Annotated in this window: 22 protein-coding genes; 10 read left to right on the top strand and 12 right to left on the bottom strand. The window is 61.1% G+C overall.

Annotated features, from left to right (window positions below):
- Positions 1-9 precede the first annotated feature (9 nt).
- The gene (algB, locus tag AC1UK9_RS00350) at positions 10-1,356 is read right to left on the bottom strand and encodes a sigma-54-dependent response regulator transcription factor AlgB (protein WP_025112294.1); all 1,347 of its coding nucleotides are present in this window, start codon (positions 1,354-1,356) and stop codon (positions 10-12) included.
- Positions 1,357-1,783: 427 nt separating this feature from the next.
- Here algB and AC1UK9_RS00345 point away from each other — a divergent pair, with 427 nt between their 5' ends.
- The 5 genes from AC1UK9_RS00345 (at position 1,784) to AC1UK9_RS00325 (ending at position 6,235) form a co-directional block, all read left to right on the top strand.
- A complete protein-coding gene (locus AC1UK9_RS00345) occupies positions 1,784-2,065 on the top strand; it encodes a hypothetical protein (protein WP_482578948.1) in 282 nt (93 codons plus the stop codon).
- A 72-nt stretch (positions 2,066-2,137) separates the two neighbouring features.
- A complete protein-coding gene (locus tag AC1UK9_RS00340; protein WP_003177151.1) occupies positions 2,138-2,302 on the top strand; it encodes a DUF1328 domain-containing protein in 165 nt (54 codons plus the stop codon).
- Between the two features lie 2 nt (positions 2,303-2,304).
- Positions 2,305-2,769 carry an inhibitor of vertebrate lysozyme family protein gene (locus AC1UK9_RS00335; protein ID WP_025112292.1) on the top strand — a complete coding sequence of 155 codons (465 nt, stop codon included), beginning with the start codon at positions 2,305-2,307 and terminating at the stop codon, positions 2,767-2,769.
- Between the two features lie 700 nt (positions 2,770-3,469).
- Positions 3,470-4,801 carry a glutamate/aspartate:proton symporter GltP gene (gltP, locus tag AC1UK9_RS00330; protein WP_025112291.1) on the top strand — a complete coding sequence of 444 codons (1,332 nt, stop codon included), beginning with the start codon at positions 3,470-3,472 and terminating at the stop codon, positions 4,799-4,801.
- Between the two features lie 204 nt (positions 4,802-5,005).
- Positions 5,006-6,235: a nucleoside recognition domain-containing protein gene (locus AC1UK9_RS00325; protein ID WP_025112290.1), complete on the top strand. Its 1,230-nt coding sequence runs from the start codon at positions 5,006-5,008 to the stop codon at positions 6,233-6,235.
- Positions 6,236-6,355: 120 nt separating this feature from the next.
- Here AC1UK9_RS00325 and AC1UK9_RS00320 read toward each other — a convergent pair whose 3' ends face one another.
- From AC1UK9_RS00320 to AC1UK9_RS00280, 9 genes are all read right to left on the bottom strand, one after another.
- On the bottom strand, positions 6,356-6,985 hold the full coding sequence (locus AC1UK9_RS00320; RefSeq protein ID WP_473014049.1) for an ABC-type transport auxiliary lipoprotein family protein: 630 nt from the start codon (positions 6,983-6,985) through the stop codon (positions 6,356-6,358).
- Positions 6,982-7,920 carry an MlaD family protein gene (locus AC1UK9_RS00315; protein WP_482578947.1) on the bottom strand — a complete coding sequence of 313 codons (939 nt, stop codon included), beginning with the start codon at positions 7,918-7,920 and terminating at the stop codon, positions 6,982-6,984. Before AC1UK9_RS00315 ends, AC1UK9_RS00320 begins: the two co-directional genes overlap by 4 nt.
- 1 nt (position 7,921) lies before the next feature.
- Complete coding sequence (locus tag AC1UK9_RS00310) at positions 7,922-8,725, bottom strand: ABC transporter ATP-binding protein (protein WP_482578946.1); 804 nt, start codon at positions 8,723-8,725, stop codon at positions 7,922-7,924.
- Positions 8,722-9,870, bottom strand: a complete 1,149-nt coding sequence (locus AC1UK9_RS00305; RefSeq protein ID WP_025112287.1) for an ABC transporter permease — start codon at positions 9,868-9,870, stop codon at positions 8,722-8,724. Before AC1UK9_RS00305 ends, AC1UK9_RS00310 begins: the two co-directional genes overlap by 4 nt.
- 55 nt (positions 9,871-9,925) lie before the next feature.
- A complete protein-coding gene (locus AC1UK9_RS00300; protein ID WP_025112286.1) occupies positions 9,926-10,954 on the bottom strand; it encodes a DUF5924 family protein in 1,029 nt (342 codons plus the stop codon).
- Between the two features lie 103 nt (positions 10,955-11,057).
- On the bottom strand, positions 11,058-12,446 hold the full coding sequence (locus AC1UK9_RS00295; RefSeq protein WP_482578945.1) for a M16 family metallopeptidase: 1,389 nt from the start codon (positions 12,444-12,446) through the stop codon (positions 11,058-11,060).
- A gap of 163 nt (positions 12,447-12,609) precedes the next feature.
- Positions 12,610-14,268, bottom strand: a complete 1,659-nt coding sequence (locus tag AC1UK9_RS00290; RefSeq protein WP_473014044.1) for a Na/Pi cotransporter family protein — start codon at positions 14,266-14,268, stop codon at positions 12,610-12,612.
- 316 nt (positions 14,269-14,584) lie between these two features.
- Positions 14,585-15,352: a TerC family protein gene (locus tag AC1UK9_RS00285; protein ID WP_025112283.1), complete on the bottom strand. Its 768-nt coding sequence runs from the start codon at positions 15,350-15,352 to the stop codon at positions 14,585-14,587.
- A gap of 70 nt (positions 15,353-15,422) precedes the next feature.
- On the bottom strand, positions 15,423-16,730 hold the full coding sequence (locus AC1UK9_RS00280; RefSeq protein ID WP_007954069.1) for a CitMHS family transporter: 1,308 nt from the start codon (positions 16,728-16,730) through the stop codon (positions 15,423-15,425).
- Between the two features lie 323 nt (positions 16,731-17,053).
- Between AC1UK9_RS00280 and AC1UK9_RS00275 the strand changes: the two genes are divergently transcribed.
- On the top strand, positions 17,054-17,455 hold the full coding sequence (locus tag AC1UK9_RS00275; RefSeq protein WP_473014042.1) for a GFA family protein: 402 nt from the start codon (positions 17,054-17,056) through the stop codon (positions 17,453-17,455).
- A gap of 16 nt (positions 17,456-17,471) precedes the next feature.
- On the opposite strand, the gene AC1UK9_RS00270 is transcribed toward AC1UK9_RS00275, so the two are convergent.
- Positions 17,472-17,798 (bottom strand): DOPA 4,5-dioxygenase family protein, encoded by a 327-nt coding sequence (locus tag AC1UK9_RS00270; RefSeq protein WP_482578944.1) that lies wholly within the window; start codon positions 17,796-17,798, stop codon positions 17,472-17,474.
- 80 nt (positions 17,799-17,878) lie between these two features.
- Here AC1UK9_RS00270 and AC1UK9_RS00265 point away from each other — a divergent pair, with 80 nt between their 5' ends.
- The gene (locus tag AC1UK9_RS00265) at positions 17,879-18,544 is read left to right on the top strand and encodes an NAD(P)-dependent oxidoreductase (protein ID WP_482578942.1); all 666 of its coding nucleotides are present in this window, start codon (positions 17,879-17,881) and stop codon (positions 18,542-18,544) included.
- An 8-nt stretch (positions 18,545-18,552) separates the two neighbouring features.
- Here AC1UK9_RS00265 and AC1UK9_RS00260 read toward each other — a convergent pair whose 3' ends face one another.
- A complete protein-coding gene (locus AC1UK9_RS00260) occupies positions 18,553-19,503 on the bottom strand; it encodes a choline sulfate utilization transcriptional regulator (RefSeq protein ID WP_473014040.1) in 951 nt (316 codons plus the stop codon).
- A gap of 114 nt (positions 19,504-19,617) precedes the next feature.
- Between AC1UK9_RS00260 and betC the strand changes: the two genes are divergently transcribed.
- From betC to AC1UK9_RS00245, 3 genes are all read left to right on the top strand, one after another.
- Entirely contained in the window at positions 19,618-21,132 is a 1,515-nt protein-coding gene (betC, locus tag AC1UK9_RS00255) for a choline-sulfatase (protein WP_482578941.1), read from the top strand.
- A gap of 16 nt (positions 21,133-21,148) precedes the next feature.
- A complete protein-coding gene (gene choX / locus AC1UK9_RS00250; RefSeq protein ID WP_482578940.1) occupies positions 21,149-22,069 on the top strand; it encodes a choline ABC transporter substrate-binding protein in 921 nt (306 codons plus the stop codon).
- A 180-nt stretch (positions 22,070-22,249) separates the two neighbouring features.
- Positions 22,250-23,818, top strand: a complete 1,569-nt coding sequence (locus AC1UK9_RS00245) for a SulP family inorganic anion transporter (protein ID WP_473014038.1) — start codon at positions 22,250-22,252, stop codon at positions 23,816-23,818.
- Positions 23,819-23,936: the final 118 nt, after the last annotated feature.

Raw genomic sequence — 23,936 nt, 5'->3', positions numbered from 1 at the left:
GCCGCGCGCTCACAGGTTGTACTGCTTGCGCTTGCGGTAGAGGGTCGAGGCGTCGATGCCGAGGGTCTTGGCCGCTTGATCGAGGGTGCCAGCCGTCGCCAGTACCGCGCCGATGTGGGCTTTTTCCAGTTCATCGAGGCTCAGCGCCGCGCCGACCCGTGGTGCGTTGTTCGCCGGTTGTTCGGCCATGCCCAGGTGACTGATTTCCACGCGTTCCTGCGGGCAGATGATGCTTGCCCGCTCCACCACGTTGCGCAGCTCACGGATGTTGCCCGGCCAGCGATAGCCCAGCAACGCTTCACGTGCCTCGTCGCTGAAGCCCCGGGCCGGACGCGCATATTCTTTGACGAAACGGGCGAGGAAGCGATCGGCCAGGGTCAGGATGTCTTCGGCGCGCTCGCGCAGCGGCGGCAGATGCAGGGTGATCACGTTCAGGCGGTACAACAGGTCCTCGCGGAAACGCCCGTCGCGCACCATGTCTTCAAGGTTGAGGTTGGTCGCTGCAAGAATGCGCACATCGGCGCGGCGAGTCACCGGATCCCCTACCCGTTCGTATTCCTTGTCTTGAATGAAACGCAGCAACTTTGGCTGTAATGTCAGGGGAAAATCGCCGATTTCGTCGAGAAACAGCGTGCCACCGTCGGCCTGATTGACGCGACCCAAGGTGCTTTCGCTGGCCCCGGTAAATGCGCCGCGGCTGTGGCCAAACAGCTCGCTTTCCATCAGCTCGGCGGTCAACGACGGGCAGTTGATGGTCACGCAGGATTTTTTCTCGCGCTTGCTCCAGCCGTGAATGGCCCGGGCCAACTCGCCCTTACCCGTGCCGGACTCGCCCAGAATAAGAATGTTGGCGTCGGTGCTGGCAACCTGGCGTGCGGTTTCCAGCACGACTTTCATCGCCGGACTGTGAGAATCCAGACCGTCCTTGGGTTTGCGGATCTCGCCTTCGAGGGCTTCGAGACGCGCCGAGAGTTGACGTACTTCCAGTTGCTTGGCGGTGGCCAGACGCAACTGGTCAGGGCTGCACGGCTTGACCAGATAGTCGGCGGCGCCAGCCTGGATCGCGTCCACGGCGGTGTCGACGGCCGAGTGCGCGGTGACGATCACCACGCGCATCCACGGCGCTTGGATACGCATCTGTGCCAGCACGTCGAGACCGTTGTCTTCGCCCAGCCGCAAGTCGAGGAAGCACAGGTCGAAGACCTGGCGTTGCAGCAAAGCGTCGGCCTGCGCCGCGCTGTTGGCAGTGGCCACCGTATAGCCTTCGTCTTCGAGGCAGTAACGGAAGGTACGCAGGATGGCGGACTCATCGTCCACCAGCAGAATGCGGCCTTGATGCTCAGTGGCAGATTCCATTTTTCCTACGCTCCTTATGTGATTGGTCTTGGATTAGTCCCGGAAAAATCGGGCAAGTTGCATGGTCGATTCTGAACGATGTCAGCCATAGCAGGGTAGCTCTCTCCTGCCCTGACAGCCAATCCATTGATTTTGTTGAGTTTCTAAACAATTACCGACCTGCCGATGGTTGCCCGCGTACTTTTCTGACCTCCGAGACGTGCTCTCAATTCAATAAGAATGAAATCTGCTACGAAATAATCGTGCATTACGCACGACCGTAGATGACTCATCGTGCAGGATGCGTCCAAGCAGATTTTTCATTGAGCCATAACACATTGATTTTATTGAATATTTTTCAAATAAAAAACTGGCATGCAGGCTGCAATAACTCATTCAGCCCGGGCAGATCCGACTGCCCCAACCGAATAAGAGTGAGGAACCCAGGATGACTCGCCAACGTGCCGCCCAAGTGCGTATCTCGCCACTGCATATCCAACAAGGTCTGTTTGGCGTACTTGCTCTGTTGATCACCCTGATCGCCTGCCAGCAATACCTGAGCTGGGAGAACAGCCAGAAGCCTGAGCCGCTGATCTCGATTCAACACAGCACGCAGACGCACTTCAGCGCCGTCAGCAGCCACGCCGAGAGCACCTCGATGCGCATGATGGAAGTCGACCAGGCGCAGCCGCTCGATCAACTGCCACGTGAAGAGCGCTGGGTTTTCTGACGAACCGACGAATTCGGGCGCATCGCGCCGGGACACGCAACACCCCTAAATAGAGAAGTAAGGAGAATCACCATGTTGAGCTGGGCAATTACATTCTTGATCATTGCCATCATCGCCGCCGTACTGGGCTTCGGTGGTATCGCGGGCACCGCCACGGGTATCGCCAAGATTCTCTTTGTCGTGTTCCTGGTGATGTTCATCGCTTCCTTCTTCTTTGGCCGTCGCGGCCGAGGTTAACGATGACTGGTTTAAAGACACTGGCAGCCGCCCTGCTTCTGGGCGGTAGTGCCATGGCGATGGCGGCCAATGATGGCCAGGCGCGGGTCAACGAGCTGCTCAGCTCCGACCCGCAATACCGGGAAACCTGGCAAGGCGTGGTAAAGCATGAAGAGCGCCTGCCGGAATGGGTGATGAACCTGTCCGGGACACCAGACCAGCAGATGAATGCCGTGACGGAAGATGGCGACAAGTATCTGGTCGGGCCGCTCTGTGAATCCGCAGACAAGTGCCTGAACCACCGATTGATCGTAGCGTTCAGCTTCGACAAGAAAGATGCCTACGCCATGCTCGTTGATGTGCCCGAAGGATTGCCGGCCGACAAGTCGCCTACGCGACATGCCACCTACCGCTTCCTCGGCAAACCCAATCAGGGCATGCAGAACCTGTTGATGGAAACGCTGAAGAAAGATCCGAACTGGTACTGATTCGAACATGAGGGCAGCGCCCCGCTGCCCTTTATTGCGCCCGCCCGAGGAAGGTCGGCGCATGACCAAGGGGCCGGGACGTTCTGACTGTTACAGGGTCGGAGTGACCTACGGGTACAGGGAGTGCCTGCGCAAGGGCCGGGTCAGGGTAAAAGCTGCGACGCAGGTTCGCCGGCCCCCAGTGGCTCGACGGACTTGCGCTGAGCTTTTCGCGATACAAAACATTGATCCAGAGCGTCCTGCTCGCCTTTTTATGGTTCAGACTGCGCGCGAAAACATTTCGCCGTGTTTCCTGGCGACCGTATATCGAGAAAGAGTCCTTTCAAACAGTGGGACTTCTAGTCTGCAAATGCAGGCTTTTTCTTGAATTTTTCGCCGAATTCACTCGTTCAAAAAATAACCAACCTAAGCTGTAATGGCCGGTTCACGGCACTTATGCCGGCTGAAATGTCGTAATCGAACCGGTTGGGACGCCAGTTTCATTTAAAAAAGCTCATGCCGATTCGGCATAGGGTAGGCGTTTACGGCATTAGACGGCGCAACCTTGCATCGGAATAGTTGCGCCTTTTTTCGCCTGCCGAAGAGCCGTAAACACGCGCTTCGGGGCACCTTATACGGAGGCAGATGCACAGACTTTTCCGCTAAAGAGCGTTCCAGTTCCTGCATGTGCCTGAGTCAAACGCAAGTAAGGGTAAAGATAATGAAGAAGGCAAAACTCAGCCTCGCCTGGCAGATCCTCATCGGTCTGGTTTTAGGGATTGCAATTGGTGCGTTGCTCAACCATTTCAGTGCCGAGAAAGCCTGGTGGATCAGTAACGTCCTGCAACCGGCAGGCGATATCTTTATCCGTCTGATCAAGATGATCGTGATCCCGATCGTCATCTCCTCCTTGATCGTCGGCATTGCCGGCGTGGGCGACGCCAAGAAACTCGGGCGTATCGGCCTGAAGACGATTATCTACTTCGAAGTCGTCACCACCATCGCTATCCTCGTCGGTCTGGTGTTGGCGAACGTGTTCCACCCGGGCGCCGGCATCGACATGAGCACCCTGGGCACGGTGGATATCTCCAAGTACCAGGCGACCGCTGCCGAAGTACAGCATGAACACGCGTTCATCGAGACCATCCTCAACCTGATCCCGTCGAACATCTTCGCGGCCATGGCCCGCGGCGAAATGCTGCCGATCATCTTCTTCTCCGTGCTGTTCGGTCTCGGCCTGTCGAGCCTGCAGTCGGACCTGCGCGAGCCGCTGGTGAAGATGTTCCAGGGCGTTTCGGAAAGCATGTTCAAGGTCACCCACATGATCATGAACTACGCCCCGATCGGCGTGTTCGCACTGATCGCGGTGACCGTCGCCAACTTCGGCTTCGCCTCGCTGCTGCCGCTGGCCAAGCTGGTGATCCTGGTTTACGTCGCCATCGCCTTCTTCGCCTTCGTGGTGCTGGGCCTGATCGCCAGGCTGTTCGGCTTCTCGGTGATCAAGCTGATGCGCATCTTCAAGGATGAGCTGGTCCTGGCCTACTCCACCGCCTCCTCGGAAACCGTGCTGCCACGCGTGATCGAGAAGATGGAAGCCTACGGCGCACCGAAAGCCATCTGCAGCTTCGTGGTACCGACCGGTTACTCGTTCAACCTCGACGGTTCGACCCTGTACCAGTCCATCGCGGCGATCTTCATTGCCCAGTTGTACGGCATCGATCTGTCGATCAGCCAGCAACTGCTGCTGGTGCTGACCCTGATGGTCACCTCCAAAGGCATCGCCGGCGTACCGGGCGTGTCCTTCGTGGTGCTGCTGGCGACGCTGGGCAGCGTCGGCATCCCACTGGAAGGTCTGGCGTTCATCGCCGGTGTCGACCGCATCATGGACATGGCGCGTACCGCACTGAACGTGATCGGCAACGCTCTGGCAGTACTGGTTATCGCGCGTTGGGAAGGCATGTACGACGACGCCAAGGGCCAGCGCTACTGGAACTCCCTGCCGCACTGGCGCAGCAAGGAAAAACTGCCGGCTGGTGAAATCTCGAAGCAGTAATGCAACCCCCTTGTGGGAGCGGGCTTGCTCGCGAGGAGGCCGGCACATTCAACATTCCTGTTGATTGACCCACCGCTTTCGCGAGCAAGCCCGCTCCCACTTTGGATCGGCGCATGCCGAATAGACAAACCCCGGAGAAATCCGGGGTTTGTCGTTTCTGGCGACACCGCTATCATTCGCCGCATCTTCCGGGGGATTTGACTGATGCTTAATGGCCTGTGGCTTGGCTTCTTTGTCGTGGCAGCAATATCTGCGCTGGTGCAGTGGCTGGTCGGCGGCAACGCCGGGATTTTCGCGGCGATGGTGGAAAGCATTTTTGCCATGGCCAAGCTGTCGGTCGAGGTGATGGTACTGCTGTTCGGCACCCTGACCCTGTGGCTGGGCTTTCTGCGCATTGCCGAGAAAGCCGGGATCGTCGAGTGGCTGGCCAAGGTCCTCGGGCCGCTGTTCCTGCGGCTGATGCCGGAAGTCCCGGCCGGGCACCCGGCGCTGGGCCTGATCACCCTCAACTTCGCCGCCAATGGCCTCGGGCTGGACAACGCCGCCACACCGATCGGCCTCAAGGCGATGAAGGCGCTGCAGGAACTCAACCCCAGCGCAACCATCGCCAGCAACGCGCAGATCCTGTTCCTGGTGCTCAACGCCTCGTCGCTGACCCTGCTGCCGGTGACGATCTTCATGTACCGCGCCCAGCAAGGTGCGCCGGACCCGACCCTGGTGTTCCTGCCGATTCTGCTGGCGACCAGTTGCTCGACCATCGTCGGCTTCCTCTCGGTGGCGTTCATGCAGCGCCTGCGCATCTGGGACCCGGTGGTGCTGGCCTACCTGATCCCGGGGGCGCTGATCCTTGGCGGCTTCATGGCGCTGCTGGCGACGATGTCGGCCACGGCGCTGGCCGGGCTGTCGTCGATCCTCGGTAACCTCACGCTGTTCGGCCTGATCATGCTGTTCCTGGTGATTGGCGCGTTACGCAAGGTCAAGGTCTACGAGGCCTTTGTCGAGGGCGCCAAAGAGGGCTTCGACGTCGCCAAAAACCTGCTGCCGTATCTGGTGGCGATGCTCTGCGCCATCGGCGTGCTGCGCGCCTCCGGGGCGCTGGACTTTGGTCTGGATGGTATCCGCCATCTGGTGCAATGGGCCGGGTGGGACACACGCTTCGTCGATGCGTTGCCAACGGCGATGGTCAAACCGTTTTCCGGCAGCGCCGCGCGGGCAATGCTGATCGAGACCATGAAGACCTCGGGCGTCGACAGTTTCCCGTCGCTGGTGGCGGCGACGATTCAGGGCAGTACAGAAACCACGTTCTATGTGCTGGCGGTGTATTTCGGCGCAGTGGGGATTCAGCGGGCGCGGCATGCGGTGGGGTGTGCGTTGCTGGCGGAGCTGGCCGGCGTGCTCGGCGCGATTGGCGTCTGCTACTGGTTCTTCGGTTAACCACAAATCAAAATGTGGGAGCGGGCTTGCTCGCGAAGAGGGCGTGTCAGTCGACCAACACATTGACTGACACACCGCCTTCGCGAGCAAGCCCGCTCCCACAGGGGTTATGCATAAGGTTTAAGGTCTGGGTTGTGGGGCGAGTTTCTGGCCTTGCTGAACGGCCCACGCCACGACTTTCGCAGTAAGGCGATCACTGGCCTGTCCAAACCCCGCAACCACCGCCGGCACCTGCACATCGCTCAGTGGCTGGCGCTCTTCGAAGCGCTGGCTGGCGAGAATCTTCTGGTCATAGCCGCGCACCAACAACGCATCGACCCGCACCACGACGCTGGCCTGATTGCCCTGGTACTCGGTCTGAAACGCCTGCAAGCTGCCGCCCAGCTCCAGATCCGCCGCAAAATTGCTGTCATCGGTACTGAGCAACGTCACCCGGCCATCACGCGCAAAGCCATCGAGCAGCCGATTGCGTACCAGCACCGGCGCCGGATCGCTCCAGCGCGACGCCTTGTAGCTGCTGATCACGTCACCCTGTGCGATCACCGCGATGTTCGGCCGGTTCAGCGCTTCGCTGGCCTGCAATTTGTTCAACCGCAGCGACCAGTGCTGAGTCGCGGCCGAACCGGCCGAGGCGGGCGCCTGAGTCGATGGCAGGCGGTACACATCCGACGGCTCGGCCTTGGGCAGAATCGAGCACGAGCAGAGCAGCGTCAGGCTGGCGGCGAAGAGGGCGAGGCGAGTCAGCTTCATGGCGTGAACTCCTTGTTCTTGTCACTGCCCAGCAGGTAACCGCTGGGGTTGGCCTCCAGGCGTTGAGAAATGGCGCGCAGCGAGGTCAGGGTTTCGCGCAGTTCGCGGATGGCCGGGGCCAGGCCGTTGAGGCCCTGCATGCCGTTGTCGAGGGAGTTCTGGTTCTTGCTCAGCAGGCCGTTGATGGTGGCGCTGCTCTGCTCCAGCGACTTCATCGCCTGCTCGGCACTGCCCAGCGCCTGTTTGCCTTGATCGTTGAGCAGGCCGTTGGCGTTGCGCATCAGCAGCGATGTCTGTTCGAGCATGCTGCCGGCCTGTTTGCCGACGCTCGCCAGTTGCTGCATGGCCTGGCGCAGGTCGCCGCGCTGATCGTTGATCGAGCCGGTGGTCTGCTCCAGATGCGCCAGGGTGCTGCTCACACGCTCGACGTTCTCCGGGGAAAACATCTGGTTGGCGTTGCTCAGCAGCGCGGTGATGCCGCTCATCAAGTCGTTGCTGTCGTTGAGCAGGCGCGAGATCGGCGAAGGTGCCGCGACGATGGTCGGCAGTTCGCCGTCATGCCCGCGCAATTTCGGGCTCTGCGGGGTGCCGCCGCTGAGCTGGATGATCGAGGTCCCGGTGATCCCGGCCAAGGCCAGTTTGGCCTGGGTGTCTTCCTTGACCGGCGTATCGCCGCCCAGACGAATCCGCGCCAATACCCGCCGTGGGTCCTTCGGATCAAGGCGCAGGCTGACCACGTCGCCGACCTTGATCCCGCTGTACTGCACCGGGCTGCCTTTGGACAGGCCGCTGACCGCCTCGTTGAAGACGATTTCGTAATCCTTGAACTCGGTGTCGACGCTGGACTTGGCCAGCCACAGGCCGAAGAGCAGGGCGCCCGCCACGACAATCACTGAGAACAGGCCGATCAACACATGATGGGCTCGGGTTTCCATGTCAGACCTCGTTGAGCAATTTGGCGGCGTCCAGCGCCGAGCGGCCGCGCGGGCCGTGGAAGTATTCGTGAATCCACGCGTCATCGGTTTCCGAGACCACGTCGATCGGACCGGCGACCAGCACCTTCTTCTGCGCCAGCACCGCCACACGGTCGGTGATGGTGTAGAGCGTGTCGAGGTCGTGGGTCACCAGAAACACGCTCAGGCCCAGCGCGTCGCGCAGGGTCAGGATCAGTTGATCGAACGCCGCCGCGCCAATCGGATCGAGGCCGGCGGTGGGTTCGTCGAGAAACAGGATGTCCGGATCCAGCGCCAGCGCCCGGGCCAGTGCAGCGCGCTTGATCATCCCGCCGGACAGCGAGGCCGGGTACTTGTCGGCCGCCGACAGCGGCAGCCCGGCCAGCGCCAGTTTCACCGCCGCCAGATGCTCGGCGTCGTTGCGGCTCAGGCCGGCGTGTTCGATCAGCGGCAGGGCGACGTTCTCGGTCACCGTCAGCGAGGAGAACAGCGCGCCTTTCTGGAACAGCACGCCGAAGCGTCGCTCGACCAGCGAGCGCTCGTGTTCGGACAGGCTCGGCAGATTCTGGCCGAACACCTTCACATTACCTTCGCTGGGCCGACGCAAACCGACAATGCTGCGCAGCAGCACCGATTTGCCGCTGCCGGAGCCGCCGACCACGGCGAGGATTTCACCTTTGTACAAGTCCAGATCGAGGTTCTCGTGCACGCTCTGGCTGCCAAAGCGATTGCACAGGCCACGGACTTCGATCACCGCCTGCGAGGGCGCGCGGGGTAGACGACTCACCAGCCCATCTCCATGAAAAACAGCGCAGCCACCGCATCAAGCACGATCACCACGAAAATCGACTGCACCACGGCGGACGTGGTGTGCGCGCCGACCGACTCGGCGCTGCCGCTGACCTTGAAGCCCTCCAGGCAACCAATCGTCGCGATCAGGAAGGCAAAGATCGGCGCCTTCACCAGGCCGACCAGAAAGTGCTGGATACCGATGTCGCTTTGCAGCAGCGAGAGGAACATCGCCGGCGAAATCCCCAACGACACCGCACACACCACGCCACCGCCGATGATCCCGCAGAGCATCGCCAGAAACGTCAGCATCGGCAGCGCCACCAGCATCGCCAACACGCGCGGCACCACCAGCAGCTCCATCGGGTCGAGGCCCAGGGTGCGGATCGCGTCGATCTCCTCGTTGGCCTTCATCGAGCCGATCTGCGCAGTGAATGCGCTGGCAGTGCGGCCAGCCATCAGGATCGCCGTGAGCAACACGCCAAACTCGCGCAGAAACGAGAAGCCCACCAGGTCCACGGTAAAGATCGTCGCGCCGAAGCTGGCCAGCACCGTCGCACCGAGAAACGCCACCACCGCGCCGACCAGAAAGGTCAGCAGCGCCACGATCGGCGCAGCGTCGAGGCCGGTCTGTTCGATGTGCGCAACGACTGGCGTGACCCGCCAGCGCTTGGGCCGGAACAGGTTGCGGGCGATGGTTTCGAGGATCAGGCCGATGAAACCCAACACCTGCAGAGTGTCCTGCCAGACCGTTTCCACCGCGCGTCCGATGCGGGTCAGCAGTTGCACACTGACGCTGACTTCCGGCTCCTTGATCGGCACGCAGAAGTCAGTCAGCGAGCGATACACGGTTTGCAGCAACGCGCGGTCAGCCTGGGAGATCGAGCAGTCGGGATGTTCGGCGGATTTGCCCAGACGCTCGGCACCCAGCAGCTCCACCAGCAGGGAAGCGCCCGCGGTGTCGAGGGCACCAAGGCTATTGAGGTCAACGACGGTATTGGCGTCGTACTGGCCGTGGAGTTGTTCGGTCAGGTGCTTGAGTTCGGCGTAATGGGCAAGCGTCCAGTCCCCGGACACCCGCAGGCGGGCAGGGCTGAGCGACGTGTCCAGTCGGGCATTACCGGTCATCGAGCTGCTGGTCATAAGCTCCGTGCTTGTTCGGCTAAATACGCAGGCATACGTAATAGCACGAACCGGATTACTTTTCTTTGATCGCTGTGCTGTCCGTCACTTCGAATCGCAGCACGCCAATCACCTGGCCGTCCTCGGTCAGCACTCGCACCTGCCACTTGCCCACCGGATTGGCGGGGAAGTTCTGCTTGTGCGTCCAGGCCCGGTAGCCTTCCTTGCGCCCGCCATGGATATCGAGGGCGATGCGGTCGACTTCCTGACCGTTGAACTGCCACACGTGATAAATGCGCTCATCCAGCCCGCGCGGCGCGTTAATTGCGGTGTAGGCGTACAGCCCGCCGTTGCGGATCTGCTCGGCACTGACCTCGTCGAGACTGGCGCCGGGGGTGCGGTCCTGCAACTGGGTACTGATTGCCACGTCGGTCATCCATAGCGTGGCCGGCGGCACCCACGAGCGCAGGGTCCAGCCGACCGCGCCGATACCGACGGTGATGCACAGGATCGCCAGCGCGTTGCGCACAGTGCGGATCGGGAAGATTGACGCCAGGCTCGGGAACGACAACACCACCGCCGTGCCCAGCGCCCATTTGAAACTCTGCGCGGTGGTCAGGTGCATGATCACCGGCAACGCGGTGAGCAGGGCGGCGAACAGGGTCAGGGTGTGCAGTGCGAGAAACGCCCAGCGCCGTGGCGCCAGCCATTTGTAGTAGAGCGGGTCGACAATCGAGATCAGCGCGGCGATGCACAGCAGGCCGGTGAAGATCAGTTGCCCGCTGTTCCAGGTGGTGGTGATGAAGAAGAACGGCAGAACGAAAAACAGGCTTTCTTGGTGGATCATCTGCGTCGCGTAGCGCAGCAGCGGCTGCGGAATTTCCCGCTTGAAGATACGCGTGAACAACCCGGTCAGGGTGTTTTCCAGCATCAGCCAGAGCCAGCTGAGCAGCATGATGATGGTGATCCAGCTCGCCAGGCCTTGCTGGCGATCGACCAGAATGAAACTGCCGACCCCGGAGATGAAACCGCCAAGCGCAATGACCCCGGGGTAGCGCTTCATCAGTTCGAGAATGCGCTGGATCAGGAGGGGTATTTTCGGCATGTGGACGGTTCACGACTGGAGAGGAAAAAACCCCGACAGAGTACCGTCCGCCGGGCGACGTGGCGAGGCTCCCGGTCAGTAAGTCAGCACAGATTCCACAGGTTCAGTGTTTGGCTGGCTTGCGGCGGTGCAGGCGCCAACCCACCAGGATGAGCAGCACGACGCCCAATCCGCCCGCCACCAGCCACAACACCTCATCATCACTGAGCAACGGCTTCTCGATCCGCAGATACCCCGGCTGCAACAGCAACTCGCGCATGGCCTTGTTCGCCGTGTCCAGCGTCACGCCTTGCAGCTCCCGGGCAGGGTTGGCAAAGCGGCCATCTTCGTAATCGCCCAGCGCGCTCCAGTAGTAATCGGCCATCGCGCTGTTGCCTTGCACCGCCCAGGCCTGATGGGCGATGGCGGCCTGTTTGATCCGGGCGAAGGTGTCGGGGTCGAGGCCGTTTTTCAGCAGGTCGGCCTTGAGGTCTTCCAGCACCTGCTTGGCTTCGGCAAGGTCATCGCGATCCACGTCGGCATTGAGGCTCATGAAGCCGACCCCGCCAAACACTTCGCGCTCGGCCCATGGCCCGTAGGACAAGCCGTGGTTCAGGCGGATCTGTCGGTACAGCGCCCAGTCGAGGTAGTCCTTGAGAATGTCGAAAGTCTCGTCGTACTGATCGTCCAGCATCGGCTCCGGCACCAGCCAGTGCAGCTTGGCGCTGTCGCCGATGAAGCCACGGGTGAGGGTGCGTTCATGGGCCGCGCTGGTGCGGATGTCCGGCAGCTCACGGTGCTCGGCCGGGTCGACTGCTTCGAGTGCGCCCCAGGTGCGTTCCAGATAGGCCGGCAGCAGTTTGTCGAGCTCGCCGACGACGATCAGGGTCATGTTGTTCGGCGCGTACCAGGTCTTGCGTACCTTCTCCAGTTGCTGCTGGGTCAAGTGACCGACCTCGGCCCGTTGCGGGCATTTCAGGCCCAGCTCCACCGCCAGTTGGTTGCTCGCGGTGTGACCCAGATCCTGACGGTCGAGAAAGCGCTGCAGGCGCGTGTAATGGCCGCCGTCTTCACGCTCGACCACGCGTTTGGCAGCGCTTATCGCATTGTCGTCGATGCGGGTCTGGGTCAGCAGGCCGAGCAGCAGGTCGAGAACCTTGCGCTGGTTCTTCGCCGGGGCTTCGATGACGAACGTGGTGTCGGCGTTGCTGGTGAACGCGTTCCACTCGCCGCCCAACGCCTGCATGCGCTCCTCAAGGCCGCCTTCGCCGGTGGCATCGACACCGCTGAACAGCAGGTGCTCGAGCAGGTGCGGCAGCTCTTTTTCATCGCAGTCGAAATCGTCGAGGCCGACGCCCACCACCAGGCGGATCGCCACATGCCCGCGTTCGGTGCCGGGCTTGAGCAATAGCTGCAAACCGTTGGGCAGCGCATAGCCTTCGACCTGAAATCGATCAACGGCGAAGGCGGGCAGGGAACCGAGCAACAGACAGGCGAACAACAGGCAACGCATAACAGGCTTCCGTACGGCTGATTTGGAGATCCGTGTCGCTATTCAGACCGCTTTCGCGAGCAGGCTCGCTCCCACCTTGAAATTCATTCCCTGTGGGAGCGAGCCTGCTCGCGAATATCTTGCGGCTGAATCAATGGTACTGACTGACCTCAGCCACAGACGTTCAAGGCGAATGCGTAATGTCGGCAATATCATCCGCTTCCAACGCCCCGGTATCCGCCGTTTCCAGCACCACATAAGCACTGCTGCAAAACAGCGAATTCAAGCGCTTCATATCCGCAATCAGCTCAAGGTGCAGCGAACTGGTTTCCAGACTCTGCACGATCTTGCGTTGCAAACGGCTGACATGGGCATGGGCCAAACGGCGTTCCTGTGCGCGGAAGCGACGTTTTTCGCGCAGCAACTGACGGGCGCTTTCCTTGTCGCCGCTGAGAAACACCGACAGCCCCAGCCGCAGGTTGGCGATCAGTTGCTGATGCAGCCCGGCCAGTTCCTCCAGGCCGTCCTCGGAGAACGAGCGCCGTTGCGAGGTTTTCTGCTGCTGCACCTTGCGCAGCATGCGTTCGATCAGGTCGCTGGCCAGTTTCAGGTTGATCGCCAGCTCAATGGTCTCTGCCCAGCGCCGACTGTCCTGCTCGCCGAGATCCTCGCGCGGCATTTGCGCCAGATACAGCTTGATCGCGCTGTACAGTGCTTCGACATCATCGGTCATGCGGCGCATTTCGAGGGTGACCGATGTCTGCTTGCCGCGCAGCACATCGAGCGTGGCATCGAGCATGTTGTCGATCAGGTCGCCCATGCGCAGGGTCTCGCGAGCGGCGTTTGCCAGTGCCAGACTCGGTGTGACCAGCGCTGTCGGGTCCAGATGCCGGGGTTTGGCGGTGCCATTGACCTCCGGACGCTCCGGCAGCAGCCAGGCACACAGCCGCGCCATCGGCCCGACACTCGGCAACAGGATCAGGCAACGCGCGGTGTTGTAGAGCAGGTGGAAGCCGATGACCATTTCCTGCGGGCTGAAATCGAGGCTGTCGATCCAGTGCACCAGCGGATCGAGTACCGGAATGATCAACAGCAGGCCGATCAGTTTGTACAGCAGGCTGCCCAACGCCACTTGCCGCCCGGCCGCGTTCTGCATGCTGGTGCTCATGAACGCCAGCACGCCGCTGCCGATGTTGGCGCCAATCACCAGACCGATCGCCACCGGCAGGCTGATCACACTGGCGCCGGCCAGCGTGGCGGTCAGCAGCACGGCGGCGAGGCTGGAGTAGGAAATCATTGCGAACAGCGCGCCCACCAGGGCATCGAGCAGGATGTCACCGGTCAGCGAGGCGAAGATGACTTTCACCCCTTGGGCGTGGGTGATCGGTGCGGCGGCTTCGACGATCAGTTGCAGCGCGAGAATGATCAGCCCCAGACCGATCGCCACCCGGCCCATCTGGCCGAGCCGCGTCTGTTTGCGCGACAGGAAGAAAATCACCCCGAGAAAAATCAGCAGCGGCGACAGCCACGACAGGTCGAACGTCAGCACCCGCGCCATCAGCGCAGTACCGACGTCGGCGCCGAGCATGGTCGCCAGCGCCGGGGTCAGCGCCATCAAGCCCTGGCCGACGAAGGAGGTGACGAGCATGGCGGTGGCGTTGCTGCTCTGGACCATCGCGGTCACGACGATACCGGCCACGAACGCGAGCCAGCGTTTGGACATATTCTGGCCAATCACATGGCGCAGGTTGGTGCCGTACACCCGCAGGATGCCGGTTCGGACGATGTGCGTGCCCCAGATCAGCAGGGCCACGGCAGAAAGCAGATTGAGCAGGGTGAGCATGCAGACCCCCTGTAGTTGCAGCGCCCCAGAGGAGCAAGTTGACGGTACCGCGCGGTTTCTACGTTTTTGATACTTAAGCTGTAGTTGGCTAACGGTCTGGGCGCCAGCATTGCACAGCTAAACAGTGGATTGAAACAAAAGCGTCATGAAAAACACTTCAGCCGAACACCCGGAATGAACCCGATCCGGCAACACCACAAAACAATGTGGGAGCGGGCTTGCTCGCGAAAGCGGTGGGTCAGTCAACCTCATCGTCGACTGATCCCGCGTCTTCGCGAGCAAGCCCGCTCCCACAAGGGTGTTGCGGATTACCGGATTACTGCCCCGGGATGTCCTTGCGCAGCTTCACCGGGTCTTGCTGTTTTTTCTTCTTGGCGATCGCGGTGCGCATCTTGATGTTGATCGCTTCCACCGCCAGTGAGAACGCCATGGCGAAGTAGACGTAACCCTTCGGTACATGCACGTCGAACGACTCGGCAATCAGCACGGTACCGACCACCAGCAGGAACGACAGCGCCAGCATCTTCAGCGACGGGTGCTTGTCGATGAATTCGCTGATCTTGCCCGAGGCCAGCATCATCACCAGCACCGCAACGACGATCGCCGCCACCATCACCGGCACGTGGGACACCATGCCGACAGCGGTGATCACCGAGTCCAGCGAGAACACGATGTCGATGATCGCGATCTGGATGATGGTGTAGAGGAAGTTGCCGCCCTTGCCCGAAGGCTCGTCGCCACTTTCGTCTTCGCCTTCCAGCGCGTGGTACATCTCCTGCGAGCTCTTCCACAACAGGAACAGGCCACCGAAGAACAGGATCAGGTCGCGACCGGAAATGCCCTGGCCGAACACCACGAACAGGTCGGCCGTCAGGCGCATGACCCAGGTGATCGACAGCAGCAACAGGATCCGCGTGATCATCGCCAGACCAAGCCCGAAGATCCGCGTGCGCTGCTGCATATGCTTGGGCATGCGGCTGACCAGGATCGAAATCATGATGATGTTATCGATGCCCAGAACGATTTCCAGGGCGGTCAGGGTAAAGAAGGCAACCCAGATTTCGGGGTTGGTCAGCCAATCCATGTGTATTCCTTTGAGCGAGTGTTAAACCATGACGCCAGCAAGCAGCTGGCGTCAGGGTGAGTTAATGCCGTTACAACGTGCTGAACAGCGGGAAAGTCCCCAGCAGCAAGGCGGCCACCAGTATGCACAGGCAGACCAGCACTGCCCACTTCAGGGTGAAACGCTGGTGATCACCGAATTCGATACCGGCCAACGCCACCAGCAGGTAAGTCGACGGAACCAGTGGACTCAGCAGGTGGACGGGCTGACCGACGATCGAGGCACGGGCCATTTCCACCGCGGTGATGCCGTAATGGCTGGCCGCTTCGGAGAGCACCGGCAACACGCCGTAGTAGAACGCGTCGTTCGACATGAAGAAGGTGAACGGCATGCTCACCAGCGCCGTGATGACCGCCAGGTACGGGCCGAGGAAGTCCGGAATCACCGCCAGCAGACTTTTCGACATGGCGTCGACCATGCCGGTTCCGGACAGGATACCGGTGAAGATGCCCGCAGCGAAGATCAGACTGACCACCGACAGCACGCTGCCGGCGTGGGCCGCAACGCGGTCCTTCTGCATTTGCAGGCACGGGTAGTTGACGATCATCGCGATGCTGAACGCCACCATGAACAGCACCGGCAGAGGCAACAGGCCGGCGATCAGGGTGCACATCAGCGCCAGGGTCAGCAGGCCGTTGAACCAGATCAGCTTCGGACGACGGGCATCCGGGAACTGCGACACGCTGATTTCGCTGTGGTCGATCTCGTCGCCGATCAGGTGCAACTCACCCAGACGCGCACGTTCACGTTTGCCGTAGAAATAGGCAATGATCAGGATCGCCACCACACCGGCGGCCATCGCCGGGATCATCGGCACGAAGATGTCCGACGGATCGACATGCAGCGCGCTGGCGGCACGGGCGGTCGGGCCGCCCCAGGGGGTCATGTTCATCACGCCACCGGCGAGGATGATCAGACCGGCCATGATTCGCGGGCTCATGCCGATGCGGCTGTACAGCGGCAGCATGGCGGCCACGCAGATCATGTAAGTGGTCGCGCCGTCACCATCCAGGGAAACGACGAGCGCCAGCACGGCGGTACCGACCGAAACTTTCAACGGGTCGCCTTTGACCAGTTTGAGGATCTTGCGCACGGCCGGGTCGAACAGGCCGGAGTCGATCATCAGGGCGAAGTACAGAATGGCGAACATCAGCATCACGCCGGTCGGCGCGAGCTTGGTGATGCCTTCGAGCATCATCGGGCCGATCTTCGGTGCAAAGCCACCGAACAGGGCGAACAGAATCGGGATGATGATCAGGGCGATCAGCGCAGACAGGCGCTTGGTCATGATCAGGAACATGAACGTGATGACCATGGCAAAGCCAAGGAAAGTCAGCATGGGAATACTCCAGGCGTAGCGCGGCGAGTGAAGTGAGCGGATCGGACGGGATCAGCGCAGAACGGGAAGCACGAGGCGTACGGGCGGAGTTGGAGCGAGGAGGCGGGTTACAGAGGACATCAGAATCACCATTGTTGTTGTTAATTGGGCCTGTCGTGCGAGCGATCACACGCATCGGCCAACCGGTCTGTTGCCGGTAGTGGCGGCGATCCTAATCGGGCAACCTTTCAGCTACCTTTCGCTGAAGAAAGCGTGGGGCGAATGGTCAACCGGCTGTCGGATGCGGCTAGAGTCAATCAATTCGGGGACGGGAGGGCGCGGACATGGGTGAATTGCACAACGGTGGCTGCCACTGCGGACACATTCGCTATCAGTTCAGCGGGACTTTACGTGACATCGCCCACTGCCATTGTTCGATCTGCCGCAAGGTCAGCGGTGGCATCGTCACCACGTGGATCACGCTGCCAGCGGCCAGCTTCCACTGGCTGGCCGGGACGCCTTCGCGTTATGACTCGTCGAGCAGCTGCGCGCGTTACTTCTGTTCGCAGTGCGGCGCGCAGCTGGCGCTGGTGACCCTGCTCAGCCCCGAGAGCATCGATGTGACCATCGCCACGCTGGATCACCCGGAGCACGCAGCGGCCGAGCGGCATATCTGGACCGACAGCCAACTGCCGTGGCTGCACCTGGACGAGCATCTGCCGGGTGAACCGCAAGAAACCCTGTAGGTTTACAAAAGCCTGATCAAAAAACAGACAGGTCCAGCGGGCGTATCGCGCCCATCCAGATCGCATGCTCGGTGTGGTCGAGCAAATCATCGCCAGTGTCCGGGTGCAGGAACACCACCAGTCCCTTGCGATTGAGCGCCAGCCACGGCAGCACATCGCCAATCAGCTCCGGGCCGAAGGCCAGTTGGCAGCTCCAGTCCGGGTGCGGGCCGACCGGGCGTTCGTGCATCCGGCCCATCTTCAAGGCAAATGTCTGCGCGGCCTGTTCGCACAGGGCCCGGGCCTGGGCGATGGTGCTGGCGTCGTAATAGATATGGGCGTGGTAGCCCTTGATCGTGTGCATGTTGCAAGCCTCTGAATCGATTCGAACCCTCGCCGTTTCCTGTGGGTCACACGCCATATGACAGGAACAGGAGCTCAGCCATGAAAAATGCCGAAACCCCGACGGTGAAAGTGGTGCTGTATGGTGCCATGGCCAGCCTCGGCGGCGCGTTGATGGCTGAATTGCTGCGCAGGCAGCACGAAGTCATCGCGATTCTCGACGATTTGAACGTGCTCGCGCCACGTCCCGGCCTGCGCACCAAAAGCGGCGATCTGTTCGACGCCGAGCGGGTCAAGCAAAGCGTCGCGGGCAGCTCGGCGGTGATTTGCCTGCTGGACGCGCCGGGCTTGCCGTTCAGCAGCGACCATGTGGAGCGCTCCGTGGTGCTCGGACCAGTGGAACAGGTGCTGGCGGTCGATGCGTTGGTCGACGGCTTACAGGCGGCCAACGTGCCACGGCTGTTTCTGGTGGGGAATTTTGCCGTCCTCGATGAACAGGATCTGGACGACGGCCTGCAACACCACGCCGCCGAAGAAATCCACGAAGCCCTGCAAAGCAGCCCACTGCAATGGACACTGGTGAACGCGCCCCATGGTGTAGCGGGGCTGACCATTGAGCATTTCAGCCAGGTCGGCGGCAATCTTGAGCCGGGGCTGGCAGAGCCGCTGGAACGGTTGAACCGGGTCGCGGTGGGGATTGCCGATGAGCTGCGGCTGAATCTGCATGTGGGGCAGCATGTGAATTTTGTCGCCGCCTCGGGTACGTAAAAAGCCCCTCAAATCGCAATCGAAGGCAACGCCACGCTTGTCAGGGATTCGGCGCTGCTGGCCTGCTCGGCCATCAACCAGTCGACAAACTGTTGAATCAACGCACCACGGCGTTTGCGTTGCGGCAGCACCACGTAATAACCCAGACGCGACAGAGTGGTCTCGGCGATGGGCCGGCACAGCAACCCCTGAGTCAGCAAGTTATCCACAAGGTGACGCCAGCCGATGGCGACGCCCTGACCGCCAATCGCTGCTTGAATCAACAGCGTGTAATTGTCGAAACGCAATTGCCCCGGTGCCGGCGGGGTAGTGATGCCCAGTTCGCGAAACAGTCCGCTCCAGTCGAACCAGTTGCTGCTGTTTTCACCGCGCAGGTGCAGCAGCGGAAATTCCAGCAACGCCTGGGCGGGCAGGGGCAGGGGCCGGTTCTTGAGCAATTGCGGGCTGCACACAGGAAACACTTCCTCACTGAACAGCCAATGGCTTTCGCCCTGTTTGAAGCGCCCGTCGCCAAACAGCACCGCAACATCGATGTCGGTGCGCAGCATGTTGTGGTTGCGCTCGCTGGTCACCAGGCTGACATCGACCTGCGGATTGGCTTCATGAAAGCGGTGCAAGCGCGGCATCAGCCAATACGCGGCAAAGGCGAAGTCGGTGGCGACCTGCAATACCTCATGCTGTTGTTGTGTGCTGATTGCGCTCAATCCTGCATCGATATTCTGCAAACCGAGCTGAACCTGCTCGAACAGAATTGTCCCGCCCTCGGTCAGTTCAATGCCCCGGTAGATTCGGTCGAACAGCCGCGCGCCCAATTGCTCTTCCAGACGCTTGATCTGTTGGCTGATGGCCGGTTGCGTGGTGCCCAGTTCTACCGCCGCCGCAGTAAAACTGCGATGGCGCGCCGCCGCCTCGAAGGCGCGCAACAGGTCGAGCGACAGGTTTCCGAGGGCGTCATACATAAGCTGTGCTTATCCTAGTCATTGTCCGGCGCGGGCTTTACCGGACTGGGCATGGGCTCCATGCTCGATCGCAGCAATGTCGCATAAATATTCACTATGGAATGCCGCGATCACATGAAGCGCAAGAACATTCTTTTCATCATGGCCGATCAAATGGCCGCGCCAATGTTGCCGATCTACGGCCCGTCGCCGATCAAACTGCCGAATCTTTCGCGCCTCGCCGCCCAAGGCGTGGTGTTCGATGCTGCCTACTGCAACAGCCCGTTGTGCGCGCCGTCGCGTTTCACCCTGGTCAGCGGCCAGTTGCCGAGCAAGATCGGCGCGTACGACAACGCCGCCGATTTCCCCGCCGACATTCCCACTTACGCTCACTACCTGCGCCGCCTCGGCTATCGCACCGCGCTGTCGGGCAAAATGCATTTCTGCGGCCCGGATCAACTGCACGGCTATGAAGAACGCCTGACCAGCGACATCTACCCGGCCGACTACGGCTGGGCGGTGAACTGGGACGAACCGGACGTGCGCCCAAGCTGGTACCACAACATGTCCTCGGTGCTGCAGGCCGGGCCGTGCGTGCGCACCAACCAGCTGGATTTCGATGAAGAGGTGGTGTTCAAGGCCCAGCAATACCTGTTCGACCACATTCGCGAGGACGGCGACCAGCCGTTCTGTCTGACCGTGTCGATGACCCACCCCCACGACCCGTACACGATTCCCAAGGCGTTCTGGGATTTGTACGACGACAGCGACATCCCGTTGCCGACCACCCCGGATCAACATTCCCTCGATCCACACTCACAACGTCTGCTCAAGGTCTACGACCTGTGGGACAAGCCGCTGCCTGTGGCCAAGATCCGCGACGCACGCCGAGCGTACTTCGGGGCTTGCAGCTATATCGACGCCAACGTCGGCAAACTCCTGCAAACCCTCGAAGATACCGGGCTGATCGACGACACCATCATCGTCTTCTCCGGCGACCACGGCGACATGCTCGGCGAGAAAGGCCTTTGGTACAAAATGCACTGGTACGAAATGGCGGCCCGCGTGCCCCTGTTGATAAGTGCCCCAGGTCAGTTCGCTGCCGGGCGGATCAGTGCTGCCGTGTCCACCGCAGACCTGTTGCCGACCTTCGTCGAGCTGGCCGGCGGCAGCCTGGAACCCGGCCTGCCGCTGGATGGGCGTTCACTGGTGACGCACCTGCAAGGGCAGGGCGGTCACGACGAAGTGTTCGGCGAATACATGGCCGAAGGCACGGTCAGCCCGCTGATGATGATCCGTCGCGGCGCGTACAAATTTATCTACAGCGAAAGCGACCCTTGCCTACTCTTCGATGCGCACAACGATCCCCATGAGCTCGAAGAACTCAGCCAGTCGCCGCAACATCGCCAGCTGTTCGACGACTTTCTCGCCGAAGCACGGGCCAAGTGGGACATTCCGGCAATCCACCGCGATGTGCTCGCCAGCCAGCGCCGCCGCCGCTTCGTCGCCCAGGCGCTGACCCTCGGCAAGCTGAAGAGCTGGGACCACCAGCCGCTGGTAGACGCCAGTCAGCAGTACATGCGCAACCACATCGACCTCGACGATCTGGAGCGCAAGGCCCGTTATCCACAACCCTGCCAAAACCAATAATGTTAAGGGGAAGTCCATGCGCAAGTTATCCACAGCACTGACGATCGGCCTGTTGGCCCTGGGCAGTGCCTCGGCCTTCGCCGAGCAAAGCTGCGAAACGGTGAAGATGGCCGATCCGGGCTGGAGCGACATCGCCGCGACCAACGCCATCGCCGGTTTTTTGCTGGACGGCATGGGCTACAAGGCCAAGGTCGACACCCTCGCGGTACCGATTACCTTCGGCGGCTTGAAGGACGGCCAGGTGGATGTGTTCCTCGGTAACTGGATGCCGGCGCAGCAGGGCTTTTACGACAAGTTCGTCGCCACTGGCGATGTGACGCAACTGGCGAAGAACCTCGACGGCACCGAGTTCACTCTGGCGGTACCGGACTACGTGTGGGACGCGGGTGTGCATAACTTTGCCGACCTGAATAAATACGCCGACAAATTCGAGAAGAAGATCTACGGCATCGGCTCGGGTGCGCCAGCGAACATCTCGCTGCAGGAGATCATCAAGAAGAACGACTTCGACCTCGGACAATGGAAGCTGATCGAGTCCAGCGAACAGGCGATGCTCGCCGAAGTCTCGCGGGCCGTTAAGAAACAGAAATTCGTCACCTTCCTCGGCTGGACCCCACACCCGATGAACGTGCAGTTGAAGATGCATTACCTGAAGGGCGGCGAGAAATACTTTGGCGACACCGGCAGCGTGTTCACGTTAACGCGCAAAGGCTACGCCGAAGCCTGCCCGAATGTGGGCAAGTTGCTGAGCAATCTTGCGTTCACTCAGGAAATGGAGAACAGCATCATGGCTGAGGTGGTGAACAAAAAGGTCAGCAATGCCGATGCGGCGAAGGCGTGGATCAAGGCCAATCCGGCGGTGCTGGACAAGTGGCTGGACGGGGTGAAGACCGTGGATGGCAAGGATGCGTTGCCTGCGGTGAAGGCCAAGCTCTGATCCAGCAAAGAGGAGCGCCTCACAGATATCTCTGTGGAAGCGGGCTTGCTCCGGGCGGCGTTCCGAAGAATGCGGTGGATCATCAACATCACTGATGACTGATACACCGCATTCGCGAGCAAGCCCGCTCCCACAAGTTTTACCCTGTTAAGCTTTCGCAAAACTCAACCGCGAGGACCCATGGCCCTGCCCAGTCGCCGCTCACTCTTGCCCTTCCTGACCTGGCTACCCCGGCAAACCCGCGCCAGCGTCGGACGGGATCTTGTCGTTGGCCTCAGCGGCGCCATTCTCGCGCTACCGCAATCGATCGCCTACGCGCTGATCGCCGGTCTGCCACCGGAATACGGCCTCTATGCGGCGATCATTCCGGTGTTGATCGCCTGCCTGTGGGGATCGTCGTGGCACCTGATCTGCGGCCCGACGGCGGCGATTTCGATTGTGCTCTACGCCAGCGTCAGCCCCTTGGCCGTGCCGGCCTCCCAGGATTACATCACCCTCATTCTGCTGCTGACCTTTCTTGCCGGGATCTTCCAGTGGCTGCTGGGGTTGCTGCGCTTCGGCGCCCTGGTGAATTTCGTCTCGCATTCAGTGGTGCTGGGGTTCACCCTCGGCGCGGCGGTGGTGATTGCCATCGGCCAGTTGCCCAATCTGCTGGGGCTGGATCTGCCAGCGAAAGCCACGGCACTGGCCAGCCTGATGGATCTGCTGCAACACCTGCGAGCTGTGGATAGACCTTCTTTGCTACTCGGCGTCGCGACGGTGGTGGTCGGTGTGGTATTGAGACGACTGCTGCCCCGCTGGCCGACCCTGTTGATAACCCTGGTGCTGGGCAGTGCGGTGGTGTGGTTATGGCCGTCGATGTTCGGCCACGTGCACCGGGTCAGCGCCTTTGTCGGGCGTTTGCCGCCGTTCAGTGGCTTGCCGCTGGATCTGGATCTGATTCTGCGTTTGCTGCCGAGCGCGGTGGCGGTGGGCATGCTCGGGCTGGTCACCAGCCTGTCGATTGCCCGCTCGATTGCAGCGCGTTCGCAGCAGTTGCTCGACGCCAATCAGGAGGTTCGCGCGCAGGGTTTATCGAATATCCTCGGGGCGTTCTTTTCCGGATCGCTGTCGGCCGGCTCGTTCACCCGTTCAGGCCTGAGTTATGAGGCAGGCGCCTGTTCGCCGCTGGCCGGGGTGTTTTCGGCGATCTGGGTCGCCTTATTCGCGATGTTCGGCGCCGGACTGATTGCGCACATCCCGATTCCGGCCATGGCCGGCAGCATTCTGTTGATCGCCTGGGGGCTGGTGGATCATCGCGGAATCCGCTCGTTGCTGCGGGTCAGCCGCGCCGAGTTCGTGGTCATGGCGCTGACGTGCCTCGCCACCCTGTTGCTGGAATTGCAGACGGCCATCTATGCCGGGGTGCTGGCGTCGCTGTTCTTCTACCTCAAGCGTACTTCGCAACCACGGGTGCAACATTGGCGCGATGGCGAGGACGATGTGCTGCGGGTCGGCGGCTCGATCTTTTTCGGCGCCAGCCATTACCTGCAAGTGCGTTTGCAACGACTGCACGGCGCGCGGGTGGTGATCGAGGCGCAGCAGATCAACTTCATCGATTATTCGGGAGTGGAGATGCTGCACCAGGAGGCCCGGCGTCTGCTGCGCCAGGATCGCAGCCTGACCCTGCGCCGCGCACGGCCGCAGGTGGTGGAGGAGTTGAGGAAGCTGGAAGGGGCTGAGAAATGTCCGATCCGGTTTGAGGATTGATCCCACAAACACTGCATACCTCTGCAGGAGTGAGCCTGCTCGCGAAAGCGGTCTGTCTGACACATCATTGCTGGATGTGTTGCCGTCTTCGCGAGCAGGCTCGCTCCCACAGGGCTAT

It is taken from the genome of Pseudomonas sp. AK-TSAG1-1 (genome assembly GCF_056821665.1).
This window is presented reverse-complemented; position numbering and strand designations above follow the sequence as displayed.

What these genes read in the sequence shown, in the direction of transcription:
- algB (WP_025112294.1), bottom strand. Translation starts at nt 1,356, where the DNA reads ATGGAATCTGCCACTGAGCATCAAGGCCGCATTCTGCTGGTGGACGAT.
- AC1UK9_RS00260 (WP_473014040.1), bottom strand. Translation starts at nt 19,503, where the DNA reads ATGTATGACGCCCTCGGAAACCTGTCGCTCGACCTGTTGCGCGCCTTC.
- AC1UK9_RS00305 (WP_025112287.1), bottom strand. Translation starts at nt 9,870, where the DNA reads ATGACCAGCAGCTCGATGACCGGTAATGCCCGACTGGACACGTCGCTC.
- AC1UK9_RS00275 (WP_473014042.1), top strand. Translation starts at nt 17,054, where the DNA reads ATGGGTGAATTGCACAACGGTGGCTGCCACTGCGGACACATTCGCTAT.
- AC1UK9_RS00315 (WP_482578947.1), bottom strand. Translation starts at nt 7,920, where the DNA reads ATGGAAACCCGAGCCCATCATGTGTTGATCGGCCTGTTCTCAGTGATT.
- AC1UK9_RS00300 (WP_025112286.1), bottom strand. Translation starts at nt 10,954, where the DNA reads ATGCCGAAAATACCCCTCCTGATCCAGCGCATTCTCGAACTGATGAAG.
- AC1UK9_RS00245 (WP_473014038.1), top strand. Translation starts at nt 22,250, where the DNA reads ATGGCCCTGCCCAGTCGCCGCTCACTCTTGCCCTTCCTGACCTGGCTA.
- AC1UK9_RS00290 (WP_473014044.1), bottom strand. Translation starts at nt 14,268, where the DNA reads ATGCTCACCCTGCTCAATCTGCTTTCTGCCGTGGCCCTGCTGATCTGG.
- betC (WP_482578941.1), top strand. Translation starts at nt 19,618, where the DNA reads ATGAAGCGCAAGAACATTCTTTTCATCATGGCCGATCAAATGGCCGCG.
- AC1UK9_RS00285 (WP_025112283.1), bottom strand. Translation starts at nt 15,352, where the DNA reads ATGGATTGGCTGACCAACCCCGAAATCTGGGTTGCCTTCTTTACCCTG.
- AC1UK9_RS00340 (WP_003177151.1), top strand. Translation starts at nt 2,138, where the DNA reads ATGTTGAGCTGGGCAATTACATTCTTGATCATTGCCATCATCGCCGCC.
- choX (WP_482578940.1), top strand. Translation starts at nt 21,149, where the DNA reads ATGCGCAAGTTATCCACAGCACTGACGATCGGCCTGTTGGCCCTGGGC.
- AC1UK9_RS00295 (WP_482578945.1), bottom strand. Translation starts at nt 12,446, where the DNA reads ATGCGTTGCCTGTTGTTCGCCTGTCTGTTGCTCGGTTCCCTGCCCGCC.
- AC1UK9_RS00320 (WP_473014049.1), bottom strand. Translation starts at nt 6,985, where the DNA reads ATGAAGCTGACTCGCCTCGCCCTCTTCGCCGCCAGCCTGACGCTGCTC.
- AC1UK9_RS00265 (WP_482578942.1), top strand. Translation starts at nt 17,879, where the DNA reads ATGAAAAATGCCGAAACCCCGACGGTGAAAGTGGTGCTGTATGGTGCC.
- gltP (WP_025112291.1), top strand. Translation starts at nt 3,470, where the DNA reads ATGAAGAAGGCAAAACTCAGCCTCGCCTGGCAGATCCTCATCGGTCTG.
- AC1UK9_RS00280 (WP_007954069.1), bottom strand. Translation starts at nt 16,730, where the DNA reads ATGCTGACTTTCCTTGGCTTTGCCATGGTCATCACGTTCATGTTCCTG.
- AC1UK9_RS00335 (WP_025112292.1), top strand. Translation starts at nt 2,305, where the DNA reads ATGACTGGTTTAAAGACACTGGCAGCCGCCCTGCTTCTGGGCGGTAGT.
- AC1UK9_RS00345 (WP_482578948.1), top strand. Translation starts at nt 1,784, where the DNA reads ATGACTCGCCAACGTGCCGCCCAAGTGCGTATCTCGCCACTGCATATC.
- AC1UK9_RS00270 (WP_482578944.1), bottom strand. Translation starts at nt 17,798, where the DNA reads ATGCACACGATCAAGGGCTACCACGCCCATATCTATTACGACGCCAGC.
- AC1UK9_RS00325 (WP_025112290.1), top strand. Translation starts at nt 5,006, where the DNA reads ATGCTTAATGGCCTGTGGCTTGGCTTCTTTGTCGTGGCAGCAATATCT.